Below are 24732 nucleotides of genomic sequence, written 5' to 3'. Positions count from 1 at the left end.
TACAATTGTTGGACTGAATTGTCAGGTAAAACTACCAGTTATAATTTTCAGTCGAAATAGGGGGGCAGGAACCCTTAATCATAAATGGTGTAAAAGGAAACTGTTCTGGGGTAATCATGCCAACCGGGTGAAACTTCCTAACTATTATATTCTTCAGTTTTATATATAGTTCTTATTATATTGTCAACCTTGTTTGCCTGGAAAAAGGATATTTTGACATACATATTATAGAGTAAATCCTGCAGAATATATTCTTCACTATAGGCTATTTTTAATCTAGTTAATTGGGGATTTTTCGAGAAATTTCCTTCATTTTATTCCTTTACAATTTTAAATATTTATTTTTTTATATATTGTTGGATGTATCTTTGGTAAACTTATATTGCGTTGAATATACTAATACTATTCAAATAATATTTGTATACAAAATCAATTTGTTCCTTTCTTTATTTATACTGTTCTGGTTGGGGGGTATCATTTACATTTGCGGCTCGTTTTATTTGTTTTTCTGGGGGAACTTTATTTCTTGGGTAAAGAATATATATCCTTATATAGGGCTAGGCACACAAAGTTTTCAAAATAAGCCTTTCATTGTTTGTGTTGCCCTGCATCCGGGGCAGGAGTTCTGAAGAAAATACGGTAACTTGCAAAAGATGTGATAGGAATGGGTCCTTTTATTCTAGCATTCACAATCAGCTGGCTCCTTATTTTTGCATATATTTTTGTGCTGCTCAAGGCGCGTGCAAGGCTCAACAAAAAGTTAATGTAATGATCCGTCATACGTGGTTTTAGATGAATCAGAAAAAAAAGAAAACATTATTCGCAATTGCTTTTATTCTTGCCGTGGCCGTAGTCGGGCTTTATGGCGTTGATTCTTCAGGGTACCTCTCGGTATCCGAAATCCTTTCTGACCCCCAGGCCCACTTAGGGCAAGAAGTAAATGCAATGGGTATCGTGGAATACGGGAGCATTGAAATGGTCCCCGGGATAACCCTGTTCGAGCTCAGGGATGAGGATGTTGAAAACCTGAGGGTCCGTGTCAAATATACGGGTGACCTGCCCTCAAACCTCGCGGAAGGGGAGAAGGTTAGCATCAGCGGAACCATGGTTTCCGAGGAAACCATTGAGGCCAATAAGATTGTTACAGGGTGCCCATCTAAGTATACGGAGTAATTCCAATGAATATTGAAGAATGGGAAGAGTACAGATATGTCGAGGCCGGGATTGAAGCCTTCATTACGGATATGGAGGACTCCCGTCTGAAAAAAATGGTGGAGCATGTCTGTCATTCCGGAGGGAAAAGGGTCCGCCCTATTCTTCTCCTGCTGGCGAGTGATGTCTGTTCCGGATCTTATAAAAAGAGCCTCGATGCAGCCCTCGCCGTTGAAATGATGCATTCTGCCTCTCTTGTTCACGATGACCTGCTGGACCAGGGCCTTATCCGGAGGAATTTGCCTTCGGCTCCTGAACAGTTCGGGCCTTCCCGGGCTCTCCTCTGCGGGGACTACCTTATTGCCAAGTCAATCGAGCTTATTTCTCCTTATGGGGAAAAAGTGGTCCGGGTTTTTGGGAAAGCTGGAATGGACATGGCGGAAGGGGAAGTCCTTGACCTTAGACTGGACGAAGAGGAGTTCGGGGAAGAGGCTTATTTCGAATGCATATTCCGAAAAACGGCATCTCTTTTTGCAGTCAGTGCCTTGATAGGGGCTTATGCCGGCGGGGCAGATGATGTCGGGGCCGAGAAGTTTTCCCTCTTCGGGAAGTATCTGGGAACTGCGTACCAGATTGTAGATGACCTGCTGGAGTTCCTTGAAGTGCTTGAAGAAAAGGAGTCAAAAGTTACGTCCGAAACCCTACCCCAGATCTACGCTTCGAAGATGGGCCGGGAAAAAGCCGTAGAGCGGTCTATCGAAGAAGTAGAAAAATATGTCCGGGCAGCAAAAGAAGTCCTTAATACCTTCAGGGAATGCCCTGCAAGGGATAAGCTCTTCCTTACTACTGATTATGTGACACTTGACCTGCTTGAAAAATCCTGAAAATTCTTCGGCTTTTCCTGAAAAACGCAGAAGCCAGTGCAACGCAGGAACCAGTTCAATGCGGAAACCAGTGTAACGCAAAATCATCACAACCCCGAAAATAATACAAAACCAGAACTGATTTCATTCAGTTTTCCACTCTATATCTCAAAAAGTTTCCAACTACTCACTAATTTTTCTAATAATTCTATCAGGTGAATCCATGCGAGTATATGACAGTCCGGTGCTCAAAGTAAATGCCAGTACAGAAAACGGAAAAATGGTGCTTGATACGGAGGGGCCTCTCTCCCAGCTTGCTAAGCCCTTCATCAAGCGCATTAACGGGATCTTTGAAGAAGAAAAACCCATCTCTGCGAATGAGGACGAAATTATTTTCTCTACATGGGTCCCCCCTATTCCTGGTCCGGTCTTCAGCCGGGTAATCAGTGCGGAAATTGCGGCTATCAGGAAGAAAAGGGTCCCTGACCAGTTCTCAATAGGGATCACTGCCCGCTGTCCGAACCGCTGTCTCCACTGCGGGGCTGCAGATATCAAGCCTGAAAAGGAACTCACGCTGGACGAGATATGCGGGGCTGTGGACCAGAGCCTGGACCTTGGTGCCTACCTCGTTTCCTTTGATGGCGGGGAGACCATGCTTCGAAATGATCTCGTTGACATGGTTGCTCGTGTGGACAAGTCCCGGGCAATTGCAACCTGCTTTACTTCCGGGTACAAGCTTTCCGAAGAGCGGGCAGAAGCGCTCAAAGCCGCAGGGCTCTATGCTGCCCGGATCAGCCTGGACAGTCCTTTCAAAGCCGAACATGACCGTTTCCGCGGACGTGACGGAGCATACGAAGACGCAATTTCCGGAATCAAAAATGCAAAGGCTGCGGGAATCTTTACGGACATGTTTGTTGTAGTTTCTCCGCACAATATTGACGATCTGGATGATTTCTACTCGCTTGCAGTCGACCTGGGCATGCATGAGGTTTCTATCTATGAGATCATCGCTGTCGGGCGATGGCTTGACCACGAAGATGAGGTAATAAGCGAAAAGGATGTAAAAAGGCTCGAAAAATTCCAGAAAGCAATGAACAGCAAGCCTGAGGGGCCCAGAGTAACGGCTTTCCCTTATTTCATGGGGCCTGACCTTTTCGGGTGCTTTGCGGGTAAGCGCTGGATGCATGTAGCTTCGGACGGAGAGGTAATGCCCTGTGCTTACACACCTCTTTCCTTTGGGAACATCTGTGAGGAACCTCTGGAGGCAATCTGGAAACGCATGGGGAAACACATCGCTTACAAAAAGGATGCCTCATACTGCATGATGCGAAATCCCGAGTTCCGGAATGAGTATATCCACACTATCCCCAAAGGGGCAAGGATCCCTTTCAGAGTTAAATAATTTTTCCCGAAAATTGTTGGTTGGAATGCCTATCTTATGGGTTTTTCCTCCAATTTTTCTCTTTTTTGAGGCCAATTTTTCGTTTGTTTATTTATTTTTCCATAATTTACTATTTTTTGTCCTATTTCCTTCTTTATTCTAATTTTTAGGTTTAAAAATGGATTATTTTAAAAAAATAATTCTACTTAAGGCTTGGAGGGCAAAATTAAGTAAAATTATTTCTTTCTTTAGGTCAGGTGGGAGATTTTTTAGGTCAGGTGGGAAATTTTAGGTTTGGAAGCTCAGCAGTTTTTCAGTAGATTTATTTCAACAGGTTTTTTGCTTTTTTCGGGGTCGATGGGAATGCGGACTTTTTTGTATTCCTCACCAGGTAACAAAAATGATTGCATGCTATGATTTGTGATTAAAAATGGATACGGAATTCATGAGAAGTTCTGGTTACGAAAAAGGTAGAGAAACCAAGACCTCATAGGCTAAGAATTCGAGACCCAGGTCTCATAGGTCAATAGTTCATAGGCCATAGTTCATAGGCCAATTATTCATCGAAAAAGGCCTCATTGAATAGGAATTAGGGGTCAAGACCTCGGAGGACAAACTCTATGCAAGTTACAAGGAATTAAGTCTCAGAGAACAGGCATGGAAGGTAAGTTTCAAGAAATAATGTTTCAGAGGGTAAGGGTCTGTTGCTACTTTGTTATTTGCTTTGTTATTTTTCCCTTTTTCCTGCATTTTTTATAGGGCCTGGGGCAGGAATTCCACTCATTATTAATTATTTTATTCAGTTTGGATGCAATTATTTTTTACTGTATTATTTAATCTTTGTGTATTTTTCCTTTATATTTTACTATTTATATTTTTGAACTTCTGAGAATATTCTTCAATTGTATTTATGTAATGATTAATAGTTATAAAAAGCCTTATCTTCTTTGATAAAACCGAAGCTGTTATATAGTTCTTTCACGAAGGGTTTGTTAACTACATCCTTCGGAGTAGGAATTTTTAATTATTAATTTATATACTAAATTTTGAGAGACGGAGATTCACATGGCTAAAAATGAAATCTTATCTGAAATCAAAAAAGCAGAAGAGAATGCGAAATCAATGGTCGACCAGGCCATTGAGTCCAAAAACAAACGCATCTCTGATGCAAGGGCTGAAGCCAGGGAAATCCTGAAGCAAGCCGAAATCGATGCACATAAAGCTGCACAAGACTCTTTTAAAGAGGGTGACGAAAAGATCCTGGAAGAAAGAGATAAGATCATTAACGATGGTGAGCAAAACGCATTAGCCATGTCCCAAAAAGCTCAAGCTAACATCGACAAATCCGTCAATTACCTAGTACAGGAGTTTGAGAGGGCGGTCTTTAATGAGTAGACCTAAAGAGATGACAAAGGCCGTCATTGTCGGACATAAAAGCATTCTTAAACAAACCATCGATGCACTGCATGATTCGAATCTCTTTCATATCGAAGATTTTGTCGAAGACGAATCTGGTTTCAAAATCGACAAGCCGTTCAAAAACGCTGAAGACGTCTCTAAAAAGCTTGTGAAAATCCGTTCCATCGCCAATTATTTGGGGATTGCAGAAAAAGAACCGGTAGTTCAGAAATCTGATGCTGTCCTGCGCGATCTTGATTCGAAACTGGAGGAACTGGACCGGGGAATCTCAGTAAAAACAGAAACAATTGCCAAACTCGAAAACGAGTTAAAGGACCTGGATTCCCAGAGGAATGAACTTTTACCTTTCCTATCCATTAATCTAGACTTCGATTACTGCCGTGGCTATGAGAACCTAAAGGTTTTTGCAGGCACTATCAAAGGTAGCCTGGATGAAAGTCAGGTTTCAAGCATCACCAAGGCATTTGAACTGTACTCTGACCCTCAATCAAAAACAATTGTACTTTTCACAGCTCAAGGAGATGCAGACAGAATCTACGAGTTACTTCAGGGTCTTGGATTTAGGGAACTTAGAGTTCCGGGAAGAGGTGGTGTTCCAAGCGAACTGTTGAGATTAATCGAACAGAAGGAAGCTGAGATCAGCAAGAAGATCGAGTCCACGCGGGCTGAAATCGAATCCATGAATGCCAAATATGTCGATTTCATCCTGGCCAGTGACGAGGTCCTGAGTATCGAGAGTCAGAAGGCAGAACTGCCTCTGAGAATAGCTACATCTGCAAATGCATTCATTATCGAGGGTTGGACTCCCAGTGAGAACTACGATACCCTGGTCAGTGCTGTCAACAGTGCCTCTAACGGTCGGGCATACATCTCCAAACTCACAATAGAAGAAGAGGAGGAGCATCATGTCCCGGTCGAGTACAACAACTCCAAGGTCGTGGCACCTATGCAGCAGATCATGGATCTGTATTCAAGACCCAATTACACCGAAATTGATCCGTCAGCAGCGATCTTTATCACTTTCCCGCTGTTGTATGGGATGATTCTTGGTGACATCGGGTATGCTCTTATTCTGGGAGGGCTTGCGTTCGCGATCAAAAAGGCCGTGAAATCGGAAGCTGTACAGCCTCTCATGGATATTCTGATCTATTGTCAGATATCGACATTTATATTTGGAATAATATACGGTGAGTTCATGGGATTCCCGTTGGCAGGGTTACATCACGAACCAGGCCTGATCCCGGGGTGGGAAACCATTAATCTGTTCTCCGGTCTCGGTGGCGAAATGGTTACTTTCCCGATCCACAGAACTCACATGGTAATGACTATGATTGCAGCAACTGTCATTGTAGGTCTGCTTCACTTAAATTTCGGGTTCCTGTTAGGATTTTTAAACGTTTCCAGGCACCACGGAGTTACCCTTGCAGTCCTTGAAAAAGGCAGTTGGATCATTATTGAACTCGGTGCAATTGTAGCAGCAGCTGGTGCACTTGGCGGCAACTCTATGCTGACTAATGTCGGTATTGTTGTCCTTGTTGTCGGAGTTGCGATGCTCACCAAAGGTGAAGGTATCAAAGGTCCGATTGAATTGCCATCTCTTATGGGTAACGCACTGTCGTATGCCCGTATCATCGCAGTAGGGCTGTCTTCAATTTACATCGCCGGTACGGTCAATGATATTGCTTTCGAAATGATCTGGGCCGACCATTCCAAGATCGGTTTCGTAGCAGTAGCTGCAATACTTGTGTTTGTACTCGGACATGCTTTGAACAGCGTCCTGAGTATTATTGCCCCCGGACTGCATGCACTCAGGTTGCAGTACGTCGAGTTCTTTGGTAAGTTCTACGAAGGCGGGGGTAAAAGATACAACCCATTCGGATATATAAGAAAATACACGGAGGAATAAAAACATGGTAGGAGAAGAATTAGCAGTATCAAGCATGATTTTGGACGCAGCAGGAATGAGGGCACTCGGTGCAGCAATCGCAATTACAGTAACCGGCCTTGCATCTGCATGGGCAGAAAAGGAGATCGGTACCGCAGCAATCGGCGCAATGGCCGAAAACGAAGGATTATTCGGTAAGGGTCTGATTCTTACTGTCATTCCGGAAACCATCGTTATCTTCGGTCTTGTCGTTGCACTGCTTATTAACTCTGCCTAATTTAAGAGCGTACCCCGCTCTTAAATTTCTTAGAGCATTTGCTCTGGGTTTCTTAGGGTACTCTTTTTATCCAGGGGAACTTAGAGTGCTATTGCTCTAAGTTTCAGGTATCGTCCACTCTAAGCAGCTTAGAGTATCTTCTCTAAGCCTTTAGAGCATTTTTTTGCTCTAAATTTATTTGGAGGTGTAAGCATGGGACTAGAGATTGTTGTAAAAGACATCCAGGAGGGTGCACAGGCCGAGGTATCCCGCATAAATGCCGAAGGCGAGGCAAAAGCATCCGAGATCATTAATGAGGCAAAGGAAGCCCAGAAAAAGATGCTCGGGGATAGCCTTGCCAAGGTGGAAGAGGACCTCCAAAAGATGCACCAGCAGGTTATATCTAGTGCAAACCTGGAAGTAAAAAGAATCACGCTTAACAAGCGCAAAGAACTTCTGGATAAAGTTTATAATCAAGCCCTTGAGTCAATCAAGTCTATGCCAGTGTCCAAAAACGAAGAATTGTTAAATTACCTGATTGACAAATATGAAGCAAGCGGTGCCAAAGTCTATTCTTCCAAGGATTCCGAGGAGCTTGTCACGAAATTATCTTCATTAACCTATGCTGGCAATATCAAAAGTATTGGCGGAATTGTTCTGGAGAACGAAGACGGGACAATTAGGTTAGACTTCACATACGATTTAATCCTTAAAAACGTGTATGAACGTTCATTGAAACAGATATCAGATACCTTATACGGGTGATGTCCAATGCGGCTTTTGGAGAGAATCTGGGGGAAAAAACCCTCAAGAACATCTAGTAAGAAGAAAAAAGGCACTTCTAACTATGCTTATGCCGTAACCCGTGTACGTGCGATGAAAAGTAAGTTGCTCCCTAGAGAAACTTACCCGCGGCTTCTCAATATGGGCATTGACGAAATTACCCGCTTTATCCAAGAGTCTGAATATAAAAACGACATTGACGAACTGGCAATGAAATACAGTGGTGGCGATCTGGCAGAACATGCACTGAACAGGAATCTTGCGCTCACCTATGATAAGTTACTTCGGATCACCGCAGGAGATCCCAATTACCTGGTTTCGGAATACCTGAAAAGGTACGATTACTGGGATGTAAAAACACTTCTCCGCGGGAAACAGTATAACGCATCTGTTGAAGAGATTCTCGAATCTCTGATTGCTGCCGGGGAGTTTACCTACACATTTCTGTCTGAACTTGCAGCCAAAGAATCATATCAGAACGTCATCGAAGCTCTGAATGATACTGAATATTATCCCCTGCTGCAGGAATATGACGGGACCAACCTGGCGTATATCGAAAACGAACTTGACAAGATGTATTATTCTGGTCTGTTTGCTGCAATCGGAAGGCCAAGGTCTAAAGACCGCAAACTCTTTGCCAGGTTTATCAAACTGGAAGTTGATGTCAAGAATCTATGTACCCTCTTCAGGCTGAAAAAGGCGGGAGTCGAGCAGCTTGATGAGATCATGCCCCTTATGATCGAGGGCGGGCTTGAATTGAAGATTGAAAAACTCGCAGCTCTTCCTTATGAGGAGTTTATCGAGGCACTTCAAAAAACGCAGTACTGGGAAGCTATTTCTACCGTTACTGGCCCGGGCATGGATTCCCTGACAAATCTGGAAAGCAGACTCACAAAGTACTATCTTGAATCCGCAACCACTTATTCGCATGTATCTCCGATCTCAATTGTACCTATTATGGATTATATCATCTACAAGAGGAATGAGGTTCTTAACCTTCGGATCATCTTCCGGGGGAAGGAAGCAGGCCTCGATGATACAATAATCAAAGATCAGTTGGTGGTAATCTAATGGAGCTAGCAGTGATCGGAAAAAGCGGTTTTGTTACAGGGTTCAGGCTGGCCGGGATCAGAAAGGTATATGATGCTGCTGATGCCGAAGCACTCGAATTCGCGGTAAAAGAGGTGCTTGATGATAAGAATGTCGGGATTCTTGTAATGCATAATGATGACATTGGTAATCTGCCGGAAATTTTGATGAAGAACTTGACTGAGTCAGTACAGCCAACAGTTGTAGCCCTTGGAGGTTCTGGCGAAGGCTCAATGAGTTTAAGAGATAAAATAAAACAAGCGGTAGGTGTTGATCTGTGGAAGTAAAAAGTGAAATTTATCGTGTGGCTGGGCCTGTCGTTACCGCCATTGGCTTGGATGCAAAAATGTATGACCTGGTCAAAGTCGGAAACGAAGGGCTGATGGGTGAAGTCATCCAGATTCGAGGTGACAAGACCGTCATCCAGGTATACGAAGAGACAGCCGGCATCATGCCCGGTGAGCCCTGTGAAACCACAGGTATGTCTCTGGCCGTTGAACTTGGTCCGGGTCTCCTCTCCAGTATTTATGATGGGGTCCAGAGGCCGCTGCACGTCTTGCTTGAGAAAATGGGCAGTTTCATCCAGAGAGGTGTCAGCGCAGATGGGCTTGACCACAAAAAAATCTGGGAATTCAAGCCTGTTGTCAAGAAAGGCGACGTTGTAAAGGGCGGAGAAGTATTCGGTGTTGTTCAGGAAACTGTTAACCTTGAGCACAAGATAATGATGCCCCCCAACATCTCAGGAACAATTGCCGAAATCAAGAGCGGAAACTTTACAGTTGAGGATACGGTCTGTACCCTCACTGACGGGACCGAACTGACGATGATGCAGAGGTGGCCTGTCAGAGTTCCCAGACCTGTCAGGAAAAAACTCACTCCTGAAAAGCCGCTGGTTACGGGACAGAGGATCCTTGACGGGCTCTTCCCTGTAGCAAAAGGTGGTACCGCTGCAATCCCCGGGCCATTCGGATCCGGAAAGACTGTCACCCAGCAGCAGCTTGCAAAGTGGAGTGACACTGAAATCGTGGTTTACATCGGATGCGGTGAACGTGGTAACGAGATGGCTGATGTTCTGAACGACTTCCCCGATCTCGAAGACCCCCAGACCGGAAGGCCGCTCATGGAGCGTACTGTCCTTATTGCTAACACTTCCAATATGCCTGTGGCAGCAAGGGAAGCTTCCGTGTACACCGGGATCACCATTGCGGAGTACTTCCGTGACATGGGATACGACGTGTCCCTGATGGCAGACTCCACATCCAGATGGGCCGAAGCAATGAGAGAAATCTCCTCCCGTCTCGAAGAAATGCCTGGTGAAGAAGGTTACCCGGCATACCTGGCAGCAAGGCTGGCAGAATTCTACGAGCGTGCGGGTGTTGCTGAATCTCTCTGTGGTGAGAAAGGTTCCATCACGGTTATTGGAGCAGTATCCCCACCAGGCGGTGACTTTACCGAGCCTGTTACGCAGAACACCCTGCGTATCGTGAAAGTGTTCTGGGCTCTGGACTCCAAACTGTCCCAGAGGCGGCACTTCCCTGCTATCAACTGGCTGAACAGTTACAGTCTGTATAAGGAAGGTCTCACTGACTGGTTTGCAGATAATGTGGCACCTGACTGGGTAGCTCTCAGGGATAAAGCAATGGACATGCTTCAGGTAGAATCCGAACTGCAGGAAATCGTGCAGCTTGTCGGTTCCGACGCTCTGCCGGAAGACCAGCAGCTTCTGCTCGAAATCACCCGTCTTCTTAGGGAAGTCTTCCTGCAGCAGAATGCATTCCACCCGATAGATACCTACAGTCCGTTTGCCGAACAGTACAAGACTATGCAGGCCATCATGAAGTTCGGAGATGCTGCAAACGAGGCTCTGAGTTCCGGTGTTCCGATGACGGAAATTCTCAAGTCGGAAGCCAAGGACGAACTTGCCAAGGTTAAGTACGAAGAGGACTTTGACGGTTCCCTCAATGCTGTCCTTGCCAAGATGGATAAGGAGTTCGCAGCCCTTGGAGGTAGGTGAGTATGGCAAAAGAGTACAAGACAATCACGGAAATCGCAGGTCCTCTTATTTTTGTCGAGAAAACGGAGCCTGTGGGTTATAAGGAAATCGTTAGCATCAATATGCCTGACGGAACCACCCGCAGAGGGGAAGTGCTGGACTCTTCCTCAGACATTGTGGTTGTTCAGGTCTATGAAGGTACGGGCGGTCTGAATCAGGACTGTGGCGTAGTCTTCACAGGGGAAACTCTGAAACTTCCTGCATCCATTGACCTCCTCGGCAGGATCCTGTCCGGCGCAGGTGACCCCCTGGACGGTGGGCCCAGAATTGTGCCTGACAAGATGATTGATATCAACGGGGCCGCAATGAACCCGTATGCAAGGATGCCCCCTGAGGACTTCATCCAGACCGGGATTTCCACTATTGATGGGACCAACACCCTGGTTCGTGGGCAGAAACTGCCTATTTTCTCTGCATCAGGTCTTCCGCACAACGAAATTGCCCTGCAGATTGCAAGGCAGGCTGCTGTGCCCGGCTCTGAAGGAGAGTTTGCTGTGGTCTTCGCAGCAATGGGTATCACCAACGAAGAAGCCCAGTACTTCATGGAGGACTTCGAAAAGACCGGCGCTCTGGAAAGAGCTGTTGTGTTCATGAACCTTGCAGATGACCCTGCTGTGGAACGTCTGGTTACCCCGCGTATGGCTCTTACTGCAGCCGAGTACCTGGCATACGAGCACGACATGCACGTTCTCGTTATCCTGACCGACATCACCAACTACGCTGAAGCTCTCCGTCAGATGGGAGCCGCCCGTAATGAAGTGCCTGGTCGTCGTGGGTACCCCGGTTACATGTACACTGACCTTGCAACCCTGTATGAAAGAGCAGGTATTGTCAAGGGTGCCAAGGGATCCGTTACTCAGATTCCTATTCTTTCCATGCCCGGTGACGATATCACCCACCCGATCCCTGACCTGTCCGGGTACATTACCGAAGGTCAGATCGTGGTTGCCAGGGAACTGCACAGGAAGGGTATTTACCCACCAATCAACGTGCTGCCGTCCCTGTCCAGGTTGATGAACTCCGGTATTGGAGGCGACAAGACCAGGGAAGACCACAAAGCTGTTTCTGACCAGATGTATGCAGGATATGCTGAAGGACGTGACCTGAGAGGTCTGGTGGCTATTGTCGGTAAGGAAGCTCTGTCCGAAAGAGACCTGAAGTTCCTTGAGTTTGCTGACCTCTTTGAACAGAACTTTGTCACTCAGGGCAGAAACGAAAACAGGACCATTGCGGATACCCTGGACATTGGCTGGAAAATCCTCGCACACCTGCCAGAAAACCAGTTGAACAGGATTGACAACAAATACATCCAGAAGTACCACCCGGCACACAAAAAGGCAGAGTGATTGCCATGGTATTGCAGGACGTAAAACCAACTCGGTCAGAACTGATCCAGCTCAAAAGGCGGATTAAGCTCTCGGAAAGTGGGCACAAGCTCCTTAAGATGAAGAGAGATGGTCTTATCCTTGAGTTCTTCAAGATCCTGAATGAAGCCAGGAACGTCAGAACCGAGCTGGATGCTGCCTATGACATCGCTGTGGATAAAATCAGCCTCGCCTGCGCCGTGAACGGAGTGGTTGCTGTCAAGTCGACAGCTTTCACCACAAAGGAAAATCCTGAAATTGAACTTTCTGGGCACAACATCATGGGTGTTTTTGTACCCAAAATCAGCTCTACAGGGGTCCGAAAACCCCTCTATGAGAGGGGATACGGGATAATCGGGACCAATGCCTACATCGACGAAACAGCCGATGCCTATGAGGACCTGGTCGAAAAGATTATCACCGCTGCGGAGCTGGAAACAACCATGAAGAGACTCCTCGATGAAATCGAGAAGACCAAGAGGCGTGTAAACGCTCTCGAATTCAAGGTCATTCCCGAACTTATCGAGACCATGAAGTTTATCCGCTTCGCCCTTGAAGAAGTAGAAAGGGAGAGCACCTTCAGGTTGAAGAGGGTCAAGGCGAGAACTAAGACCTAAGCTTGATTTAAACATGGCAGCGTATAAGGATCGACCGAATCCGGTTGAAAAAGCAGTACTTAAGTTATATGAGCCCAAAAACCAGGCCCGCCTGCTTCAGATAGCATGGCGGATCTCCCTTCTTATGATGGTTTTGGGGTTCATCATCATCTTAAAGACTATACTGCCAAACTTTATGTGACTGGAATCTCTGAGATGATTTACTCATCTCTGAGATCTGTTACTAATTTGTATTTTCTTTTTGTTTGTTTTGTCGCTGTTTTTTTCTTTTTGTTTGTTTTGTCACTGTTTTTTTCTTTTTGTTTGTTTTGTCGCTGTTTTTTTTCTTTTTGTTTGTTTTGTCGCTGTTTTTTTTCTTTTTGTTTGTTTTGTCGCTGTTTTTTATTGTTTTTTTTTCGTTTTGTATTTTTTAATGAGGAGTTTCGAGATGTCCGAGTTTCGAATTTTCTGTTATTTCCTCACTTCATGGCGTAAATCAGAAAGCTATTTTAACGACAAAACTCAATCCTAAATCCTCTATGCAAAACGAAGCCAGACTTCTCCATGTGACCGGGACGGTGCAGGGTGTGGGTTTTCGTCCCTTCGTGTACCGGCTTGCAAAAGCCCACGGGCTCTCCGGGTATGTTAAAAATCTCGGTAACCATGTGGAGATCCTTGTGGAAGGACGAAGGGAAAGCCTTGAAACTTTTATGGTTGATCTTCCCCGAAAGAAGCCTCCTCTTGCACATATCCTGGATATCGGGGCAAATGACGTGCCTTTTTCCGCTCATCCCGAATTTTCAATTTTCCAAAGTGAAACCGGAGCCTCCAGAAATTCCATAATTCCTCCGGACACAACTATTTGCGAGGACTGCCGGGCTGAGATTTTTGATCCCGGGTCCAGATATTATCATTATCCTTTCACGGTCTGTACGAACTGTGGGCCCCGGTATACAACGGTCCGGAACCTTCCTTACGACCGTGAACAAACCACAATGGCGGATTTTCCTCTCTGCGGGGGGTGTGAACTTGAGTATACGGACCCCATGAACCGAAGGTACCATGCGCAGCCGGTCTGCTGTCCCGAATGCGGGCCGGTACTCTGGCTTTCGGACCCCGAGGGAAACGTGCTTGCAAAAAACTACGAAGCCATAGAAAGAGCTTCGGAACTGTTCCGGCAGGGTTCCGTCCTTTCGGTTAAAGGTTTCGGAGGTTTTCACATTGCTTGTAGTGCCCGGGCCGAGGAGCCGGTCCTGGAACTTCGAAAACGCCTGGGACGCCCGGCACAGCCCTTTGCGGTGATGGCAAAGGATACGGATATCGTGGAATCTTTTGCCGACCTTGATGCGGCCTCCCGGGAAATTCTCAGCTCTTTTCGTCGTCCCATTACCGTACTTCCCAAATCGGAAAATTTCTCCCTGGCAGAATCGGTATCCTCCTACCTGCACAACATTGGGGTCATGCTTCCATATACCGGGACCCAGCACCTGCTCTTTGATAGGGTGCCTGATGCGGTCTATGTGATGACCTCGGCAAACCTGCCCGGAAAGCCCATGCTTGTCGAAAACCGTGAGGTGCTTGAAAGGCTCGAAGGGATTGCGGACTTCCACCTTCTCCATAACAGGGTTATTGCGAACAGGAACGACGATACGGTAATAAGGGTCGTGAACGGGCAGGGAACTTTTATCCGCCGGTCCAGGGGCTTTGTACCGGAACCTATCGAACTTCCTTTTGAAATCGAAGCTTCCTTCGGGGTCGGAGCCGAACTTAACACTACTGTTACGGCTGCAAAAGGAAACCGGGCTTACCTTTCCCAGTACATAGGGAATACCAGCCACGTTGAGACTTTCAAATATCATTCCGAGGTGGTCCGGCACCTGGTCCGGCTAACGGGAATTGAACCCGAAACCTGGGCCTGTGACCTTCACCCCTCTTTTTCCACCACCCGCTTTGCAAAGCGGGAAGGCGGGGAAAATACGCTCCGTGTGCAGCACCATCACGCCCATATCCTGGCTTTGATGGCTGACAATTTCCTGCCCTCCGGGTCAAAGGTCCTCGGGATCGCTCTTGACGGGGTAGGGTACGGAGCCGACGGGACTGTCTGGGGTGGGGAGCTTTTCGAGTCTTCCTATTCCGGGTATGAGCGTCTGGGCCATCTGCTCCCCCAACCAATGCCCGGAGGCGACCTTGCTGCCAGAAATCCCTCCCGCATGACCCTTGGCATCCTTTCGGAAGCCCTCTCGGAAAACGAACTTAAAAAACTCCCCCTTTCTTTTCCGCACGGGGAGGTGGAACTTACTGCCATTCTGCAGCAGCTCGAAAGAGGGGTAAACGTTGTTCAGAGCAGCAGTACGGGCAGGGTGCTTGATGCAGCGGCAGCCCTCCTGGGGATCTGCAGCGAGCGCACATACGAAGGTGAACCTGCAATGAAACTTGAGGCCGCTGCGAGGCGGAGTACCTGCAGGGTGGAGCTTCCCATCTCTTTTAAGAAATACGGGGATCCTGGAGTTCCGGTGCTTGATACAACGGAACTTCTCCTGGGAGCTTACGAACTTTCCGGCACCTATTCCCCCGAAGATCTCGCTTTTGGGGTTGAGGAAAGTCTTGCCCGGAGTGTCTCGGAACTTGCGGTCTCCATTGCCAGGAAAAGAGGTCTTGATATGGTAGGCCTGAGCGGCGGGGTAGCTTACAATGAACATATAACAGGGCGCATCGCCGAAACAGTAAAAGGGGCAGGGCTTGACTTTCTCTCCCACAGGCGGGTCCCTTCCGGAGACGGCTGCATTTCTTTCGGGCAGGCTGTAGCAGCCGGTTTCAGGGGGAAACCTGCCGATTAACCCTTTTAGTTCCGTTTTAAACGGATTTTCCCTGTTCTTAACCCCCTTCGGATACTTTAAATCAGGTTCTGAAGCTTAAAATAAGCCAAAAAGCTTCTCATGCCTTTTTTTCCAAAGTTTTTCCGAAGGGAGCTGGATCGTACTGAAATCTGATCAGAAAAACAAAACTACAAAATTAAATAAACGATCCGTGCTTAGATATAAAGGGGAGCAGATGATGGGGTTTAGAAGTGTCCGTATCCGTGTAGTCACAGGCAGGGATGAGATCCCGGGCCTGAGCCCTGAGGAAAAGGCAGTTCACCTTGCTTTTCGCCCCTCTGATAAGGATTTCTTTAGTTTGCTTAAGGCCTGCCCGGGAATAGAACTGCTCCAACTTCCCGCGTCCTCTTATGAGGGTCTTTCCAAGTTTATTAAAATGTATCTGCGCTCTTCGGGGATTTATTTTGTAAAAGGGGATGTAAGCGGGCACTGGCATGACCTGAACAACTATTTTGTAATCCCTGCCTATGTTGTTGAGAAAATAAACGAATTGAAAATTCAGGGAATGTCTGAGGATGAGATCATCACTGAGATTACAAATCTGAGGAAAATCAGCCCTGACCTTATCCTGCATTTCCTGCACGTTTCCATGCCGTGTCCAGGCCCGAAAAAGGTCCGCCCGAACAAAGCTTGAGAACTAAGGAATGATTCAAATATAGTATCAAGAGTTTTTGTTGCCAAAAATGGATTTAGGAAATGGAACTATAGATCAATTCCCAAACTGAAAATTTGAAGTTATATTTTTATCATTCCTAAATTCCGAATATAATTTCGATAAAGGATGATTCCCGGAGGGGGTTTCCGAAAATCTTACCAGACCTTCCACCACTTCTTTTTTGCAGTCTTCTGTTCCTCGATCTGTCTCAACCCGTCAGCAGCCATCTTCTGCTGCCTCCGGTATTTCCTGTTTTCGTCATTAAGCCGGGAAACTTCTTCTTCCTTGCTTGCAAGGGTTGCCTGCAACTGCTTTATAAGCTCTTCCTTTTCTCCGATCTGTTCGGTCAGGGTCTGTTCTCCTTCGTGCCTGCCCTCAAGCTTTTTCTCAAGCATCCTGACCTTTTCTTCCCTGGCAGCAAACTGAAGTTCGACAGCGTTGAGTTTCCGGTCCTTTACGGTTAGTTTTTCTTCAAGCTTCTTGACTTCTCGGTCTTTTGCCATGACCTGTTCGGCCAGGGTCTGGAGGTCTTTTTCCTTTGTCGCGACCAGTCCCTCGAGCTTTTCAATGCCGCTTTCTTCTGCCGAGAACTTTTCGTCCAGGGTTTTGATTTCCTCATCTTTCTCTGCAAGTTCTTCCCGGAGAGCCTGTATCCCGGAATCATTTTCCTGCATTCTTGTTTCGAAAACCTTTATTGCTTCTTCCTTTTCCACAATCCGGGTTTCAAGTCCTTTTATTTCCTCGTTCTTTTCAGCAATCCTGCTTTCGAAACCCTGTATCGTTTCATCTTTTCCTGCAAGTTCACTCTCAAAGCTACTTATGTCCCTGGCTCTTTCGGCAATTCTGCTTTCGAAGGTTTTTACTGTTTCGTCCTTTTCAGCTATTTTTTCTTCTAACGCTTTTATTGTTTCATCTTTTTCAGCAAGCTTTCCTTCGAATGCTGTTATTGTTTCATCCTTTTCAGTGAGCTTTCCTTCGAATGCTGTTATTGTTTCATCCTTTTCAGCAAACTTTCCCTCGAATGCTATTATTGTTTCATCTCTTTCAGAGGTTATCTTTTCAAGGTCTTCTAGCTTTGTTTTCCTGTCTATGAGCTCCTCTTCAAGGGTTTTGATTTTCTCCGTGCCCTGTGATAGCTGCTTTCCAAGAAGCTCTGTCTCTTCTTTCCTGGAGCTGAGATCTTCTTCGAGGCTGCTTATTTTCGCTTCTCTGCCTGCGAGGTTTTCGTCAAGTCTCTTGATTTCTTCTTCTTTGCCTGCAAGCTCTTTGTTAAGTGCTTCTAGCTCCATGTCCTTGCTTGTAAGCCGTAAGCTTAAGGAATTGATCTGCAGGTCTTCTTTTTCCTTTGCCTCTTCTCCGGAAAAGGGTTCGGGGATTTCGCTCATTGTTTCAAAAGACTGTAGCTCCTCCTCTTCTTCTTCTTCTTCTTCCGAGCACAGTGTAAGCTGTCCCCTTGTATTTTCACAGAGCTCTGCCCAGGCAAGGATGCATGCAATCGGGGTTATCCTTTTAGTAACACTGTCCCCTATCTTGCAACCGTAGACACTGTGTGCGATATGCCCTTCCACGGTATTCAGGTCAAGGTTCGGGTCCCCCAGTTTTGCGTTCATAGCATTCCCTTTCTTTGCCTGGCCATCGTTAGCCTTCAGGACCTCAACGGCTTCGGAAAAGACTTTCCAGGGGAGGAATGGCTGATTCCTCAGGTTATCAACATGGATTCCGTCCATTTCGGCCCTGGCTTCAAAGGAGCGTTTCCCGCTCATCAGCGGAATTTGTGCGGGGTTTCCTTCTCTAAAAAACTTCTTTTTTATTTTTGCGACAACGGGGTCTTCCATGAATGTGCCTCTCGACAGTCATAGCTTTTAGGTTATAATTAACAATAACATTTAATAAAAGTTATGCGGTTTGAGTGGAATTTATAAAAGTGTTCCCTCAGGAGGGGGTGGGCTTAGCTCGCAAGCTTTCCTGTTAGTTCAATAAGTAAAGGATGTTAAAACTTTTGAATTGGTGGAACGTGAGCCTGGAAGAAATCGAAGCTACAGGAAAACAGGTCCATAAGCTTTGTATCTGCAAGGATACCCTTCCCGGGCGAGTGTGAAATGGAAATTTGTTTCATTTTCCCGGAGTCTGAAAATACAGGCGCATCAGAAAAGACCCTTGACGTATCTGCGAACATTCATAAAGTCCAACACGCATAATCCTTTTTATATATAATAAAGTCATATTCTTTAGTGGGATATTGCATACCGCTCCATATGAATAGGAGTTCGTTCAAGCAATCTTTCTTTTGGGATTCAACAAATTCAAGTTGTCCTCTGAGTGTTGAGAGAGGACATGAATAAAATGTCACTCCTGAAAGGGTGGACTATGCAGAAAGTTAGGGAGAATACCTGGTTCTAACGGTAATCGGTGGAATTCGGGCTTAGTTGCCTGAAATAGCAGGAAAGAGCTGTTTTTCCCCGAAGCAGGTATCTTACATCTCTGGTAATATACTGGTAAAAATCCAAAAATCTGGTTGGAATTCCAGGAAACTAAAACTTGCTTTGGAAACGTCATTCCGAAGCAGAATGACTACTTACAATTATGTTGAATGTCCTCTCCCCGAAAAACGTATGGTTCGTAGCTTTGTTTTAGCCTTTCTCAGGATTTTCCCTCCAGCGCACAAAAGTGAGGAAGAAAAATGACCGCAAAAGATGTGATCCTGAACGGTCTGGCAGATGCAGTAGTTGAAGGTGATGAAGGCAAATGTGTGGAGTTTGCAAACAAGGCTCTCGAAAACAACATCGATGCTTATGAAGCAGTCATCAAAGGCTGTGCCCACGGAATGAGAATTGTCAGCGACAAATACGAAAAGAGAGAAATGTTTGTCCTGGAAATTCTGCTCGCCGCAAGGGCGATGCAAGGGGCAGTGGATGTCCTCAGGCCCTACGTTAAAGTCGAAGAAATCAAGGTTACTGGAAAGGTCGCTATCGCGGTTGTCCTGGGGGACATCCATGACATCGGTAAAAACATTGTAAAGCTTTTGCTTGAAACTGCGGGCTTGATAGTTTTCGATCTTGGAAGAGATGTCCTTCCCGAAGCTCTTCAGGACAAAGTCCGGGCAGAAAACGTCGACCTTGTAGCCCTTTCAGCTCTAATGACAACGAGTATGATGGAAATGAAAGAAGACGTAAAACTCCTCAAAGGAGAATTCCCCAATATCAAAATAATGGTCGGAGGTGCTCCTGTCTCTCAGGAATTCTGTGACAGCATTGGTGCAGACGGGTATGCCGATAATGCATCCGAGGCCATAAGGGTATCTCAGAAATTGATCTCCGGGGAAGGGGGGAAAAAATGTCAGCAGATGATATGAGCCACGCAGAAAGGATCAAAGCTGCAATCGACTTCAAGGAACCCGACCGTGTGCCCATGTTCGATTCCATGTCCTGGTCCGTTAACATGGCAGGGAAGAACCTCGGTCTTATAGGGCAGAAAGTAAAGAATGTAAGTTTTCCCAAGTGGATCCACAACCCCGATATTTTCGTGGAGTCACAGATAAAGGCCCTTGACCGTTTTGACCACGACTTCGTCCACTCCAGGATGAGTTCCCATATCCTTGCCGAACCCATGGGCTGCAGGGAAGAAGAGCCTTACTGGGATGTCCCTGCAACCATCAATACCGCCATAAACCGTGTCGAAGACTGGAAGACCCTGAAATTCCCGAACATGGATAAAGACGGTAAGATCCCTACCCAGCTTACCGCTATCCGGATGCTCGACAAGGAGCTGCATGAAAAGCGGGGCGATGACGTCTTTATCACCGGTTTCGTAAGAGGGGCGTTTACCCTTGCAGAGATCGTGCTAGGGGTTGAAAAGTTTATGTTTTCCATGGTCGACAAGCCGGACGAGACCCGCGAGCTTATAGATTTCTGTAATGATGTTTCGATAGAATGCATAAAAGCCCAGATCGACGCCGGTGCCGATCATATCTACACGCCGGACCCCAGTGCGTCGGCCGCCCTCATCTCCGCCAAATTCTATCACGACTTCGCCCTGCCCGCTGCCCAGAAACAGTCCGCAGCAATCCGGAAGTACAAGGACAAGTACGCCCATCACTACCACATATGCGGAAACACCAGGGACAGGTGGGACGACCTTGCCGAGATCGGGGCAAGCTACGTGAGCCTGGACTACATGATCAGCCTCAAGGAAGCAAAAGAGACTATCGGGAAGAAAGTTGCAATTGCAGGCAACATGACCCCTGCCGGAACCCTGCTCCTGGGCACCCCCGAAATGGTTGAGGAAGAAGGCAAGCAGATGATCAGGGACGCTGCCGTCGGCGGAGGGTATATCTACTGGGCCGGCTGCGATTTGCCTATCGACTGCCCGACTGAGAACGTGGACAAATTCTTCGAAGTTCCGAAGGTTTACGGCAAATACCCGATAGAGATCTGAAAGTCAGGGGCTTGCAATGAACGAGGAACGTCTTCCTGGCTCATTGAAACTTTATTCGGTTGAAACTTTGCCCTAATTATGGGGGGAGAACCTCCCCTTTTCCGGTACAAAAAACTCCTTTACTTGAATATGTTTAAAAGTTCTGGAAATATTTAGCTAACCATTCCTGCCTTTTAATGCCCCCGGGATGTTTATAATGTAAGCCCTCTTTTTTATATTATTTATTCAATGACATCGTGACTTTCCCATAGGCTATCTTTCGGATACTTATATATTATGTTATTATTGGATAACCATCTTTTTTATATAAAAATCGTGTGTATTTGCAGTATGCCCTGCTATCAATGTCCCGTTGAAATATCAATGCCGTTGATTCTTTAAAGGGGTTTGATCTGGAATCAATAGCTCTGGTTCTGTAGAGGGGTGCATTGTTTTATGTTAACGATGTTATTTTACAGGCAGCACTTTTTTTCTATTTCTGCCCTTGATTTTTTTGCCCGACTTTTCTCAAGAGGCGGGTTATTAATTTCGTTGTTGATTATTAATTATATTGTATATTGGTAATTTTTTATATCCATATTTATTTTTTTACTGGTAAATTCCAGAAATCACATGGATGCATTTTTCCGACAACGGTTAGTATATCTATTTTTTGCACGTATACTTGATTGCTTTCTGTGAAATTTGGAGAAGGTCTGAATTCTTCTCCTGCATACCTTCAGATGAATGAGTGCAGTATTCATGAAATGTCACCCCGGATAGTGTAGACTATGCGGAATGTCAAGGAAAATACCTGATTCCGGCGATAGCCGGTGAAATTTGAGCCTGATTGCCTCAGGTAATAGGAGGCCGAACCGTTTTACTCTGGAAACAGGTATCTGAAAATCTCCAGGATTGGAGTGAATAAATCCAAAAATCTGGTTGGAATTTCGGGAAGCTAAAACTTGCTTTGACGACACCATTCCGGAGCAGGGTGAGGACTGAAAATTATCAATTATATTGTTACAGGTCCTTTCCCCGGAAAACATATGGTCTGAAGCTTTTTTAGCTTTCCTGGGATCTTCCCTCCAGCACACAAAATTGAGGGATATAAATGACAGCAAGAGATGAAATCTTGAACGGCCTTGCAGAAGCTGTAGTTGAAGGCGATGCAAGTAAATGCGTGGAGCTTGCAAACAAGGCTCTGGAGAACAACGTCGACGCCTATGACGCAGTCATCAATGGCTGTGCCCACGGGATGAGCATTGTCAGTGACAAATACGAAAAGAGGGAAATGTTTGTCCCTGAAATCCTGCTCGCCGCAAGGGCGATGCAAGGGGCAGTGGATGTCCTTAAGCCGTACATTAAAGCCGATGAAATTAAGGAATCTGGGAGGGTAGCCATCGGAGTTGTCCTTGGAGACATCCATGACATCGGCAAAAACCTCGTAAAACTCTTACTTGAAACCGCGGGTTTGACTGTTTTCGATCTGGGAAAAGACGTCCTTCCCGAAGATTTCCAGGATAAAATCAAAGAGGAACACGTAGACCTTGTAGCCCTTTCCGCCCTCATGACCACAAGCATGATGGAAATGAAGGAAGACGTCAAGCTTTTTAAGGAAGAATTCCCCGCTGTCAAGATTATGGTCGGAGGAGCCCCTGTTTCCCAGGAGTTCTGCGACAGCATCGGCGCAGACGGGTATGCTGACAATGCGTCCGAAGCCATAAGGGTGGCTCAGAAACTGCTTTCCGAGTAATGGGAGGAGAAGAAAAATGTCAGCAGACGATATGAGCCACGCAGAAAGGATCAGAGCTGCAGTCGACTTCAAGGAACCCGACAGGGTGCCTATGTTCGATTCCATGAACTGGTCCATAAACATGGCAGGGAAGAACCTTGGTCTTATCGGGCAGAAAATAAAGGACGTAAGTTTTCCCAAGTGGATTCACAACCCCGACATCTTTGTGGAGTCACAGATTAGGGCTCTGGACCGTTTTGACCACGACTTTGTCCACTCCAGGATGAGTTCCCATATCCTGGCCGAACCCATGGGTTGCAAGGAAGTAGAACCTTACTGGGGAGTCCCCGCAACCGTCAAGGCCGCCATAAACAAGGCTGAAGACTGGAAGAACCTGAAGTTCCCGGATATGGACAAGGACGGGAAGATCCCGACCCAGCTTACTGCAATCCGGATGCTCGACAAGGAATTGCACGAAAAAAGAGGTGACGACGTCTTTATCACCGGTTTTGTGAGAGGGGCTTTCACCCTTGCCGGGATTGTGCTCGGGGTTGAAAATCTGATGCTTGAGATGATCGACAAACCGGACGAGACCCGCGAACTCATAGATTTCTGTAACGACGTGTCCATAGAATGTGTAAAAGCCCAGTTTGATGCCGGAGCCGACCACATCTACACCCCTGACCCCAGTGCCTCGGGTGACCTTGTATCCGCCAAGTTCTATCGCAACTTTGCCCTGCCGGCTGCCCAGAAACAGTCCGCAGCAATCCGGAAGTACAAGGACAAGTACGCCCATCACTACCACATCTGCGGAAACACCAAGGACAGGTGGGACGACCTTGCCGAGATCGGGGCAAGTTACGTGAGCCTGGACTACATGATCAGCCTCAAGGAAGCAAAAGAGACCATCGGAAAGAAAGTTGCAATCGCAGGCAACATGACCCCTGCCGGAACCCTGCTACTTGGTACTCCCGAGAAGGTGGAGGAAGAAGGCAAGCAGATGATCAAGGACGCCGCCCCAGGCGGAGGTTTCATCTACTGGACCGGCTGCGACTGGCCTATCGACTGCCCGCTTGAGAACGTGGACAAATTCTTCGAAGTCCCGAAGGTCTACGGCAAATACCCGATAGAGATCTGAAAGTCAGGGGCTTGCAATGAACGATAAGGAACGCTTTCTCGCCTCATTGAAACTGGAAGAGGTCGACAGGGTCTCGGTAGCCTGCCCCCTGCAGACCGCAACCGTGGAAATGATGGAAGAGTCCGGGGCCTCCTGGCCCGAAGCCCACCGTGACCCGGCGAAGATGGCAACCCTTGCCCTTGCGGCAAACAGGCTTGCCGGGATCGAAAGTGCAAGGGTGCCTTTTGACCTCTGCGTGGAAGCCGAAACCGTAGGCTCCCAGGTCAGCGAAGGGAGGCTTGACTCCCAGCCCTCCATCCGGAGGGCGGCTTTCCGGAAAATCGAAGCCTTCGAGGATGCCGTATGCCCGGACCCACTTTCGGATGGCAGGATGGCAACCGTTGTGGAAGCTGTCAGGATACTTGCGGAAGAGGACGAGACCGTACCTGTAATTGCAGGGATCGTCGGCCCCTTCACCCTCGCCGGACAGGTCAGGGGTGTCGAAACCCTCCTCATGGACTTCTTCGACAATCCGGATTTCGTCAAGTCCCTTCTGAAGTATTCCACGGAAGTCCTGAAAACCTACGGCAAAGCCCTTGTGGAAAACGGAGCTGATGCCGTGGTCATCATCGACCCTTCCGCAGGGAGCGAACTTCTGGGGACGTCGCACTACAGGGAAATGGCTTTTCCCTACTGCAAGGAGCTTGTGGAAAGCCTGGGTGTCCCGAGCATCCTCCACATCTGCGGAGACTCGAAACCCATCCTGGAGATGATGGCGGAAACCGGAGTAAGCGGGATCAGCCTGGATCACCTGGTGGACGTAGGCGAAGCCAGGGAAGTCCTGGGAGGCAAAACAGCAATCATCGGGAACATAAACCCTGCGGACACCCTTTTCCTGGGCACCCCTGAAGTGGTGAAAGAAGAGTCCCTGGAATGCATCCGGAAAGGAGCAAACGTCCTGGCTCCCGGCTGCGGGATTCCGACCAGGGCAAGCCTGGAAAACATAAAAGCAATGGTAGAAGCAGCCAGAGAAAGCGCGAATCAGTAAAACCGATGAAATGGAATATTCCTGGAGTATGAGTCCGTTAAGTGCAT

General features: G+C 46.9%; 22 protein-coding genes. 21 read left to right on the top strand and 1 reads right to left on the bottom strand.

Annotation, left to right across the window (positions count from 1 at the left end; genetic code table 11):
- Window positions 1-664 precede the first annotated feature (664 nt).
- The 15 genes from ACSAZK_RS07035 to ACSAZK_RS06965 all read left to right on the top strand — a co-directional run bounded on the left by ACSAZK_RS07035 (window position 665) and on the right by ACSAZK_RS06965 (window position 16351).
- Window positions 665-769, top strand: a complete 105-nt coding sequence (locus ACSAZK_RS07035) for a CcmD family protein (protein WP_156153655.1) — start codon at window positions 665-667, stop codon at window positions 767-769.
- Window positions 770-792: 23 nt separating this feature from the next.
- Window positions 793-1173 carry a cytochrome c maturation protein CcmE domain-containing protein gene (locus ACSAZK_RS07030; RefSeq protein ID WP_048177731.1) on the top strand — a complete coding sequence of 127 codons (381 nt, stop codon included), beginning with the start codon at window positions 793-795 and terminating at the stop codon, window positions 1171-1173.
- A 5-nt stretch (window positions 1174-1178) separates the two neighbouring features.
- On the top strand, window positions 1179-2036 hold the full coding sequence (locus ACSAZK_RS07025) for a polyprenyl synthetase family protein (protein WP_440956652.1): 858 nt from the start codon (window positions 1179-1181) through the stop codon (window positions 2034-2036).
- A 202-nt stretch (window positions 2037-2238) separates the two neighbouring features.
- Window positions 2239-3417, top strand: coding sequence for a radical SAM protein (locus ACSAZK_RS07020; protein WP_440956651.1), 1179 nt, complete (start codon window positions 2239-2241; stop codon window positions 3415-3417).
- A gap of 1044 nt (window positions 3418-4461) precedes the next feature.
- Window positions 4462-4791 (top strand): ATP synthase archaeal subunit H, encoded by a 330-nt coding sequence (gene ahaH, locus ACSAZK_RS07015; protein ID WP_440956650.1) that lies wholly within the window; start codon window positions 4462-4464, stop codon window positions 4789-4791.
- Window positions 4784-6721 (top strand): V-type ATP synthase subunit I, encoded by a 1938-nt coding sequence (locus tag ACSAZK_RS07010; RefSeq protein ID WP_440956649.1) that lies wholly within the window; start codon window positions 4784-4786, stop codon window positions 6719-6721. The genes ahaH and ACSAZK_RS07010 overlap by 8 nt, the downstream gene beginning before the upstream one ends.
- Window positions 6722-6725: 4 nt before the next feature.
- On the top strand, window positions 6726-6977 hold the full coding sequence (locus tag ACSAZK_RS07005) for a V-type ATP synthase subunit K (RefSeq protein ID WP_440956648.1): 252 nt from the start codon (window positions 6726-6728) through the stop codon (window positions 6975-6977).
- A gap of 192 nt (window positions 6978-7169) precedes the next feature.
- On the top strand, window positions 7170-7721 hold the full coding sequence (locus ACSAZK_RS07000; RefSeq protein WP_440956647.1) for a V-type ATP synthase subunit E: 552 nt from the start codon (window positions 7170-7172) through the stop codon (window positions 7719-7721).
- Window positions 7722-7727: 6 nt separating this feature from the next.
- Complete coding sequence (locus tag ACSAZK_RS06995; RefSeq protein ID WP_440956646.1) at window positions 7728-8810, top strand: V-type ATP synthase subunit C; 1083 nt, start codon at window positions 7728-7730, stop codon at window positions 8808-8810.
- Window positions 8810-9115, top strand: a complete 306-nt coding sequence (locus ACSAZK_RS06990; protein ID WP_440956645.1) for a V-type ATP synthase subunit F — start codon at window positions 8810-8812, stop codon at window positions 9113-9115. The genes ACSAZK_RS06995 and ACSAZK_RS06990 overlap by 1 nt, the downstream gene beginning before the upstream one ends.
- Window positions 9106-10842 carry an ATP synthase subunit A gene (locus ACSAZK_RS06985; protein WP_440956644.1) on the top strand — a complete coding sequence of 579 codons (1737 nt, stop codon included), beginning with the start codon at window positions 9106-9108 and terminating at the stop codon, window positions 10840-10842. The genes ACSAZK_RS06990 and ACSAZK_RS06985 overlap by 10 nt, the downstream gene beginning before the upstream one ends.
- 2 nt (window positions 10843-10844) lie before the next feature.
- Window positions 10845-12227: an ATP synthase subunit B gene (locus ACSAZK_RS06980; RefSeq protein ID WP_440956643.1), complete on the top strand. Its 1383-nt coding sequence runs from the start codon at window positions 10845-10847 to the stop codon at window positions 12225-12227.
- Between the two features lie 5 nt (window positions 12228-12232).
- Window positions 12233-12862 (top strand): V-type ATP synthase subunit D, encoded by a 630-nt coding sequence (locus tag ACSAZK_RS06975; RefSeq protein ID WP_440956642.1) that lies wholly within the window; start codon window positions 12233-12235, stop codon window positions 12860-12862.
- A 518-nt stretch (window positions 12863-13380) separates the two neighbouring features.
- Entirely contained in the window at window positions 13381-15678 is a 2298-nt protein-coding gene (hypF, locus tag ACSAZK_RS06970; RefSeq protein ID WP_440956641.1) for a carbamoyltransferase HypF, read from the top strand.
- A 214-nt stretch (window positions 15679-15892) separates the two neighbouring features.
- Window positions 15893-16351, top strand: coding sequence for a DUF1699 family protein (locus ACSAZK_RS06965; RefSeq protein WP_440956640.1), 459 nt, complete (start codon window positions 15893-15895; stop codon window positions 16349-16351).
- A gap of 176 nt (window positions 16352-16527) precedes the next feature.
- Here ACSAZK_RS06965 and ACSAZK_RS06960 read toward each other — a convergent pair whose 3' ends face one another.
- The gene (locus tag ACSAZK_RS06960) at window positions 16528-18207 is read right to left on the bottom strand and encodes a chromosome segregation ATPase (protein ID WP_440956639.1); all 1680 of its coding nucleotides are present in this window, start codon (window positions 18205-18207) and stop codon (window positions 16528-16530) included.
- Between the two features lie 591 nt (window positions 18208-18798).
- Here ACSAZK_RS06960 and ACSAZK_RS06955 point away from each other — a divergent pair.
- The 6 genes from ACSAZK_RS06955 (at window position 18799) to ACSAZK_RS06930 (ending at window position 24685) form a co-directional block, all read left to right on the top strand.
- Window positions 18799-19056 carry a hypothetical protein gene (locus tag ACSAZK_RS06955; RefSeq protein WP_440956638.1) on the top strand — a complete coding sequence of 86 codons (258 nt, stop codon included), beginning with the start codon at window positions 18799-18801 and terminating at the stop codon, window positions 19054-19056.
- Entirely contained in the window at window positions 19053-19724 is a 672-nt protein-coding gene (locus ACSAZK_RS06950) for a corrinoid protein (protein WP_440956637.1), read from the top strand. The genes ACSAZK_RS06955 and ACSAZK_RS06950 overlap by 4 nt, the downstream gene beginning before the upstream one ends.
- Window positions 19706-20806: a uroporphyrinogen decarboxylase family protein gene (locus ACSAZK_RS06945; protein WP_440956636.1), complete on the top strand. Its 1101-nt coding sequence runs from the start codon at window positions 19706-19708 to the stop codon at window positions 20804-20806. Before ACSAZK_RS06950 ends, ACSAZK_RS06945 begins: the two co-directional genes overlap by 19 nt.
- 1093 nt (window positions 20807-21899) lie before the next feature.
- Entirely contained in the window at window positions 21900-22541 is a 642-nt protein-coding gene (locus ACSAZK_RS06940) for a corrinoid protein (protein ID WP_440956635.1), read from the top strand.
- Window positions 22542-22557: 16 nt separating this feature from the next.
- Window positions 22558-23658: a uroporphyrinogen decarboxylase family protein gene (locus ACSAZK_RS06935; protein ID WP_440956634.1), complete on the top strand. Its 1101-nt coding sequence runs from the start codon at window positions 22558-22560 to the stop codon at window positions 23656-23658.
- A gap of 16 nt (window positions 23659-23674) precedes the next feature.
- Window positions 23675-24685, top strand: coding sequence for an MtaA/CmuA family methyltransferase (locus ACSAZK_RS06930; protein ID WP_440956633.1), 1011 nt, complete (start codon window positions 23675-23677; stop codon window positions 24683-24685).
- The last annotated feature ends 47 nt before the right edge of the window (window positions 24686-24732 follow it).

Origin of the sequence: Methanosarcina sediminis (assembly GCF_052056915.1) — an archaeon.
In the GTDB taxonomy this organism is placed as follows: domain Archaea; phylum Halobacteriota; class Methanosarcinia; order Methanosarcinales; family Methanosarcinaceae; genus MTP4.
Note: the sequence above shows the minus strand (reverse complement) of the source record. Positions and strands in the feature narration are given on the sequence as shown.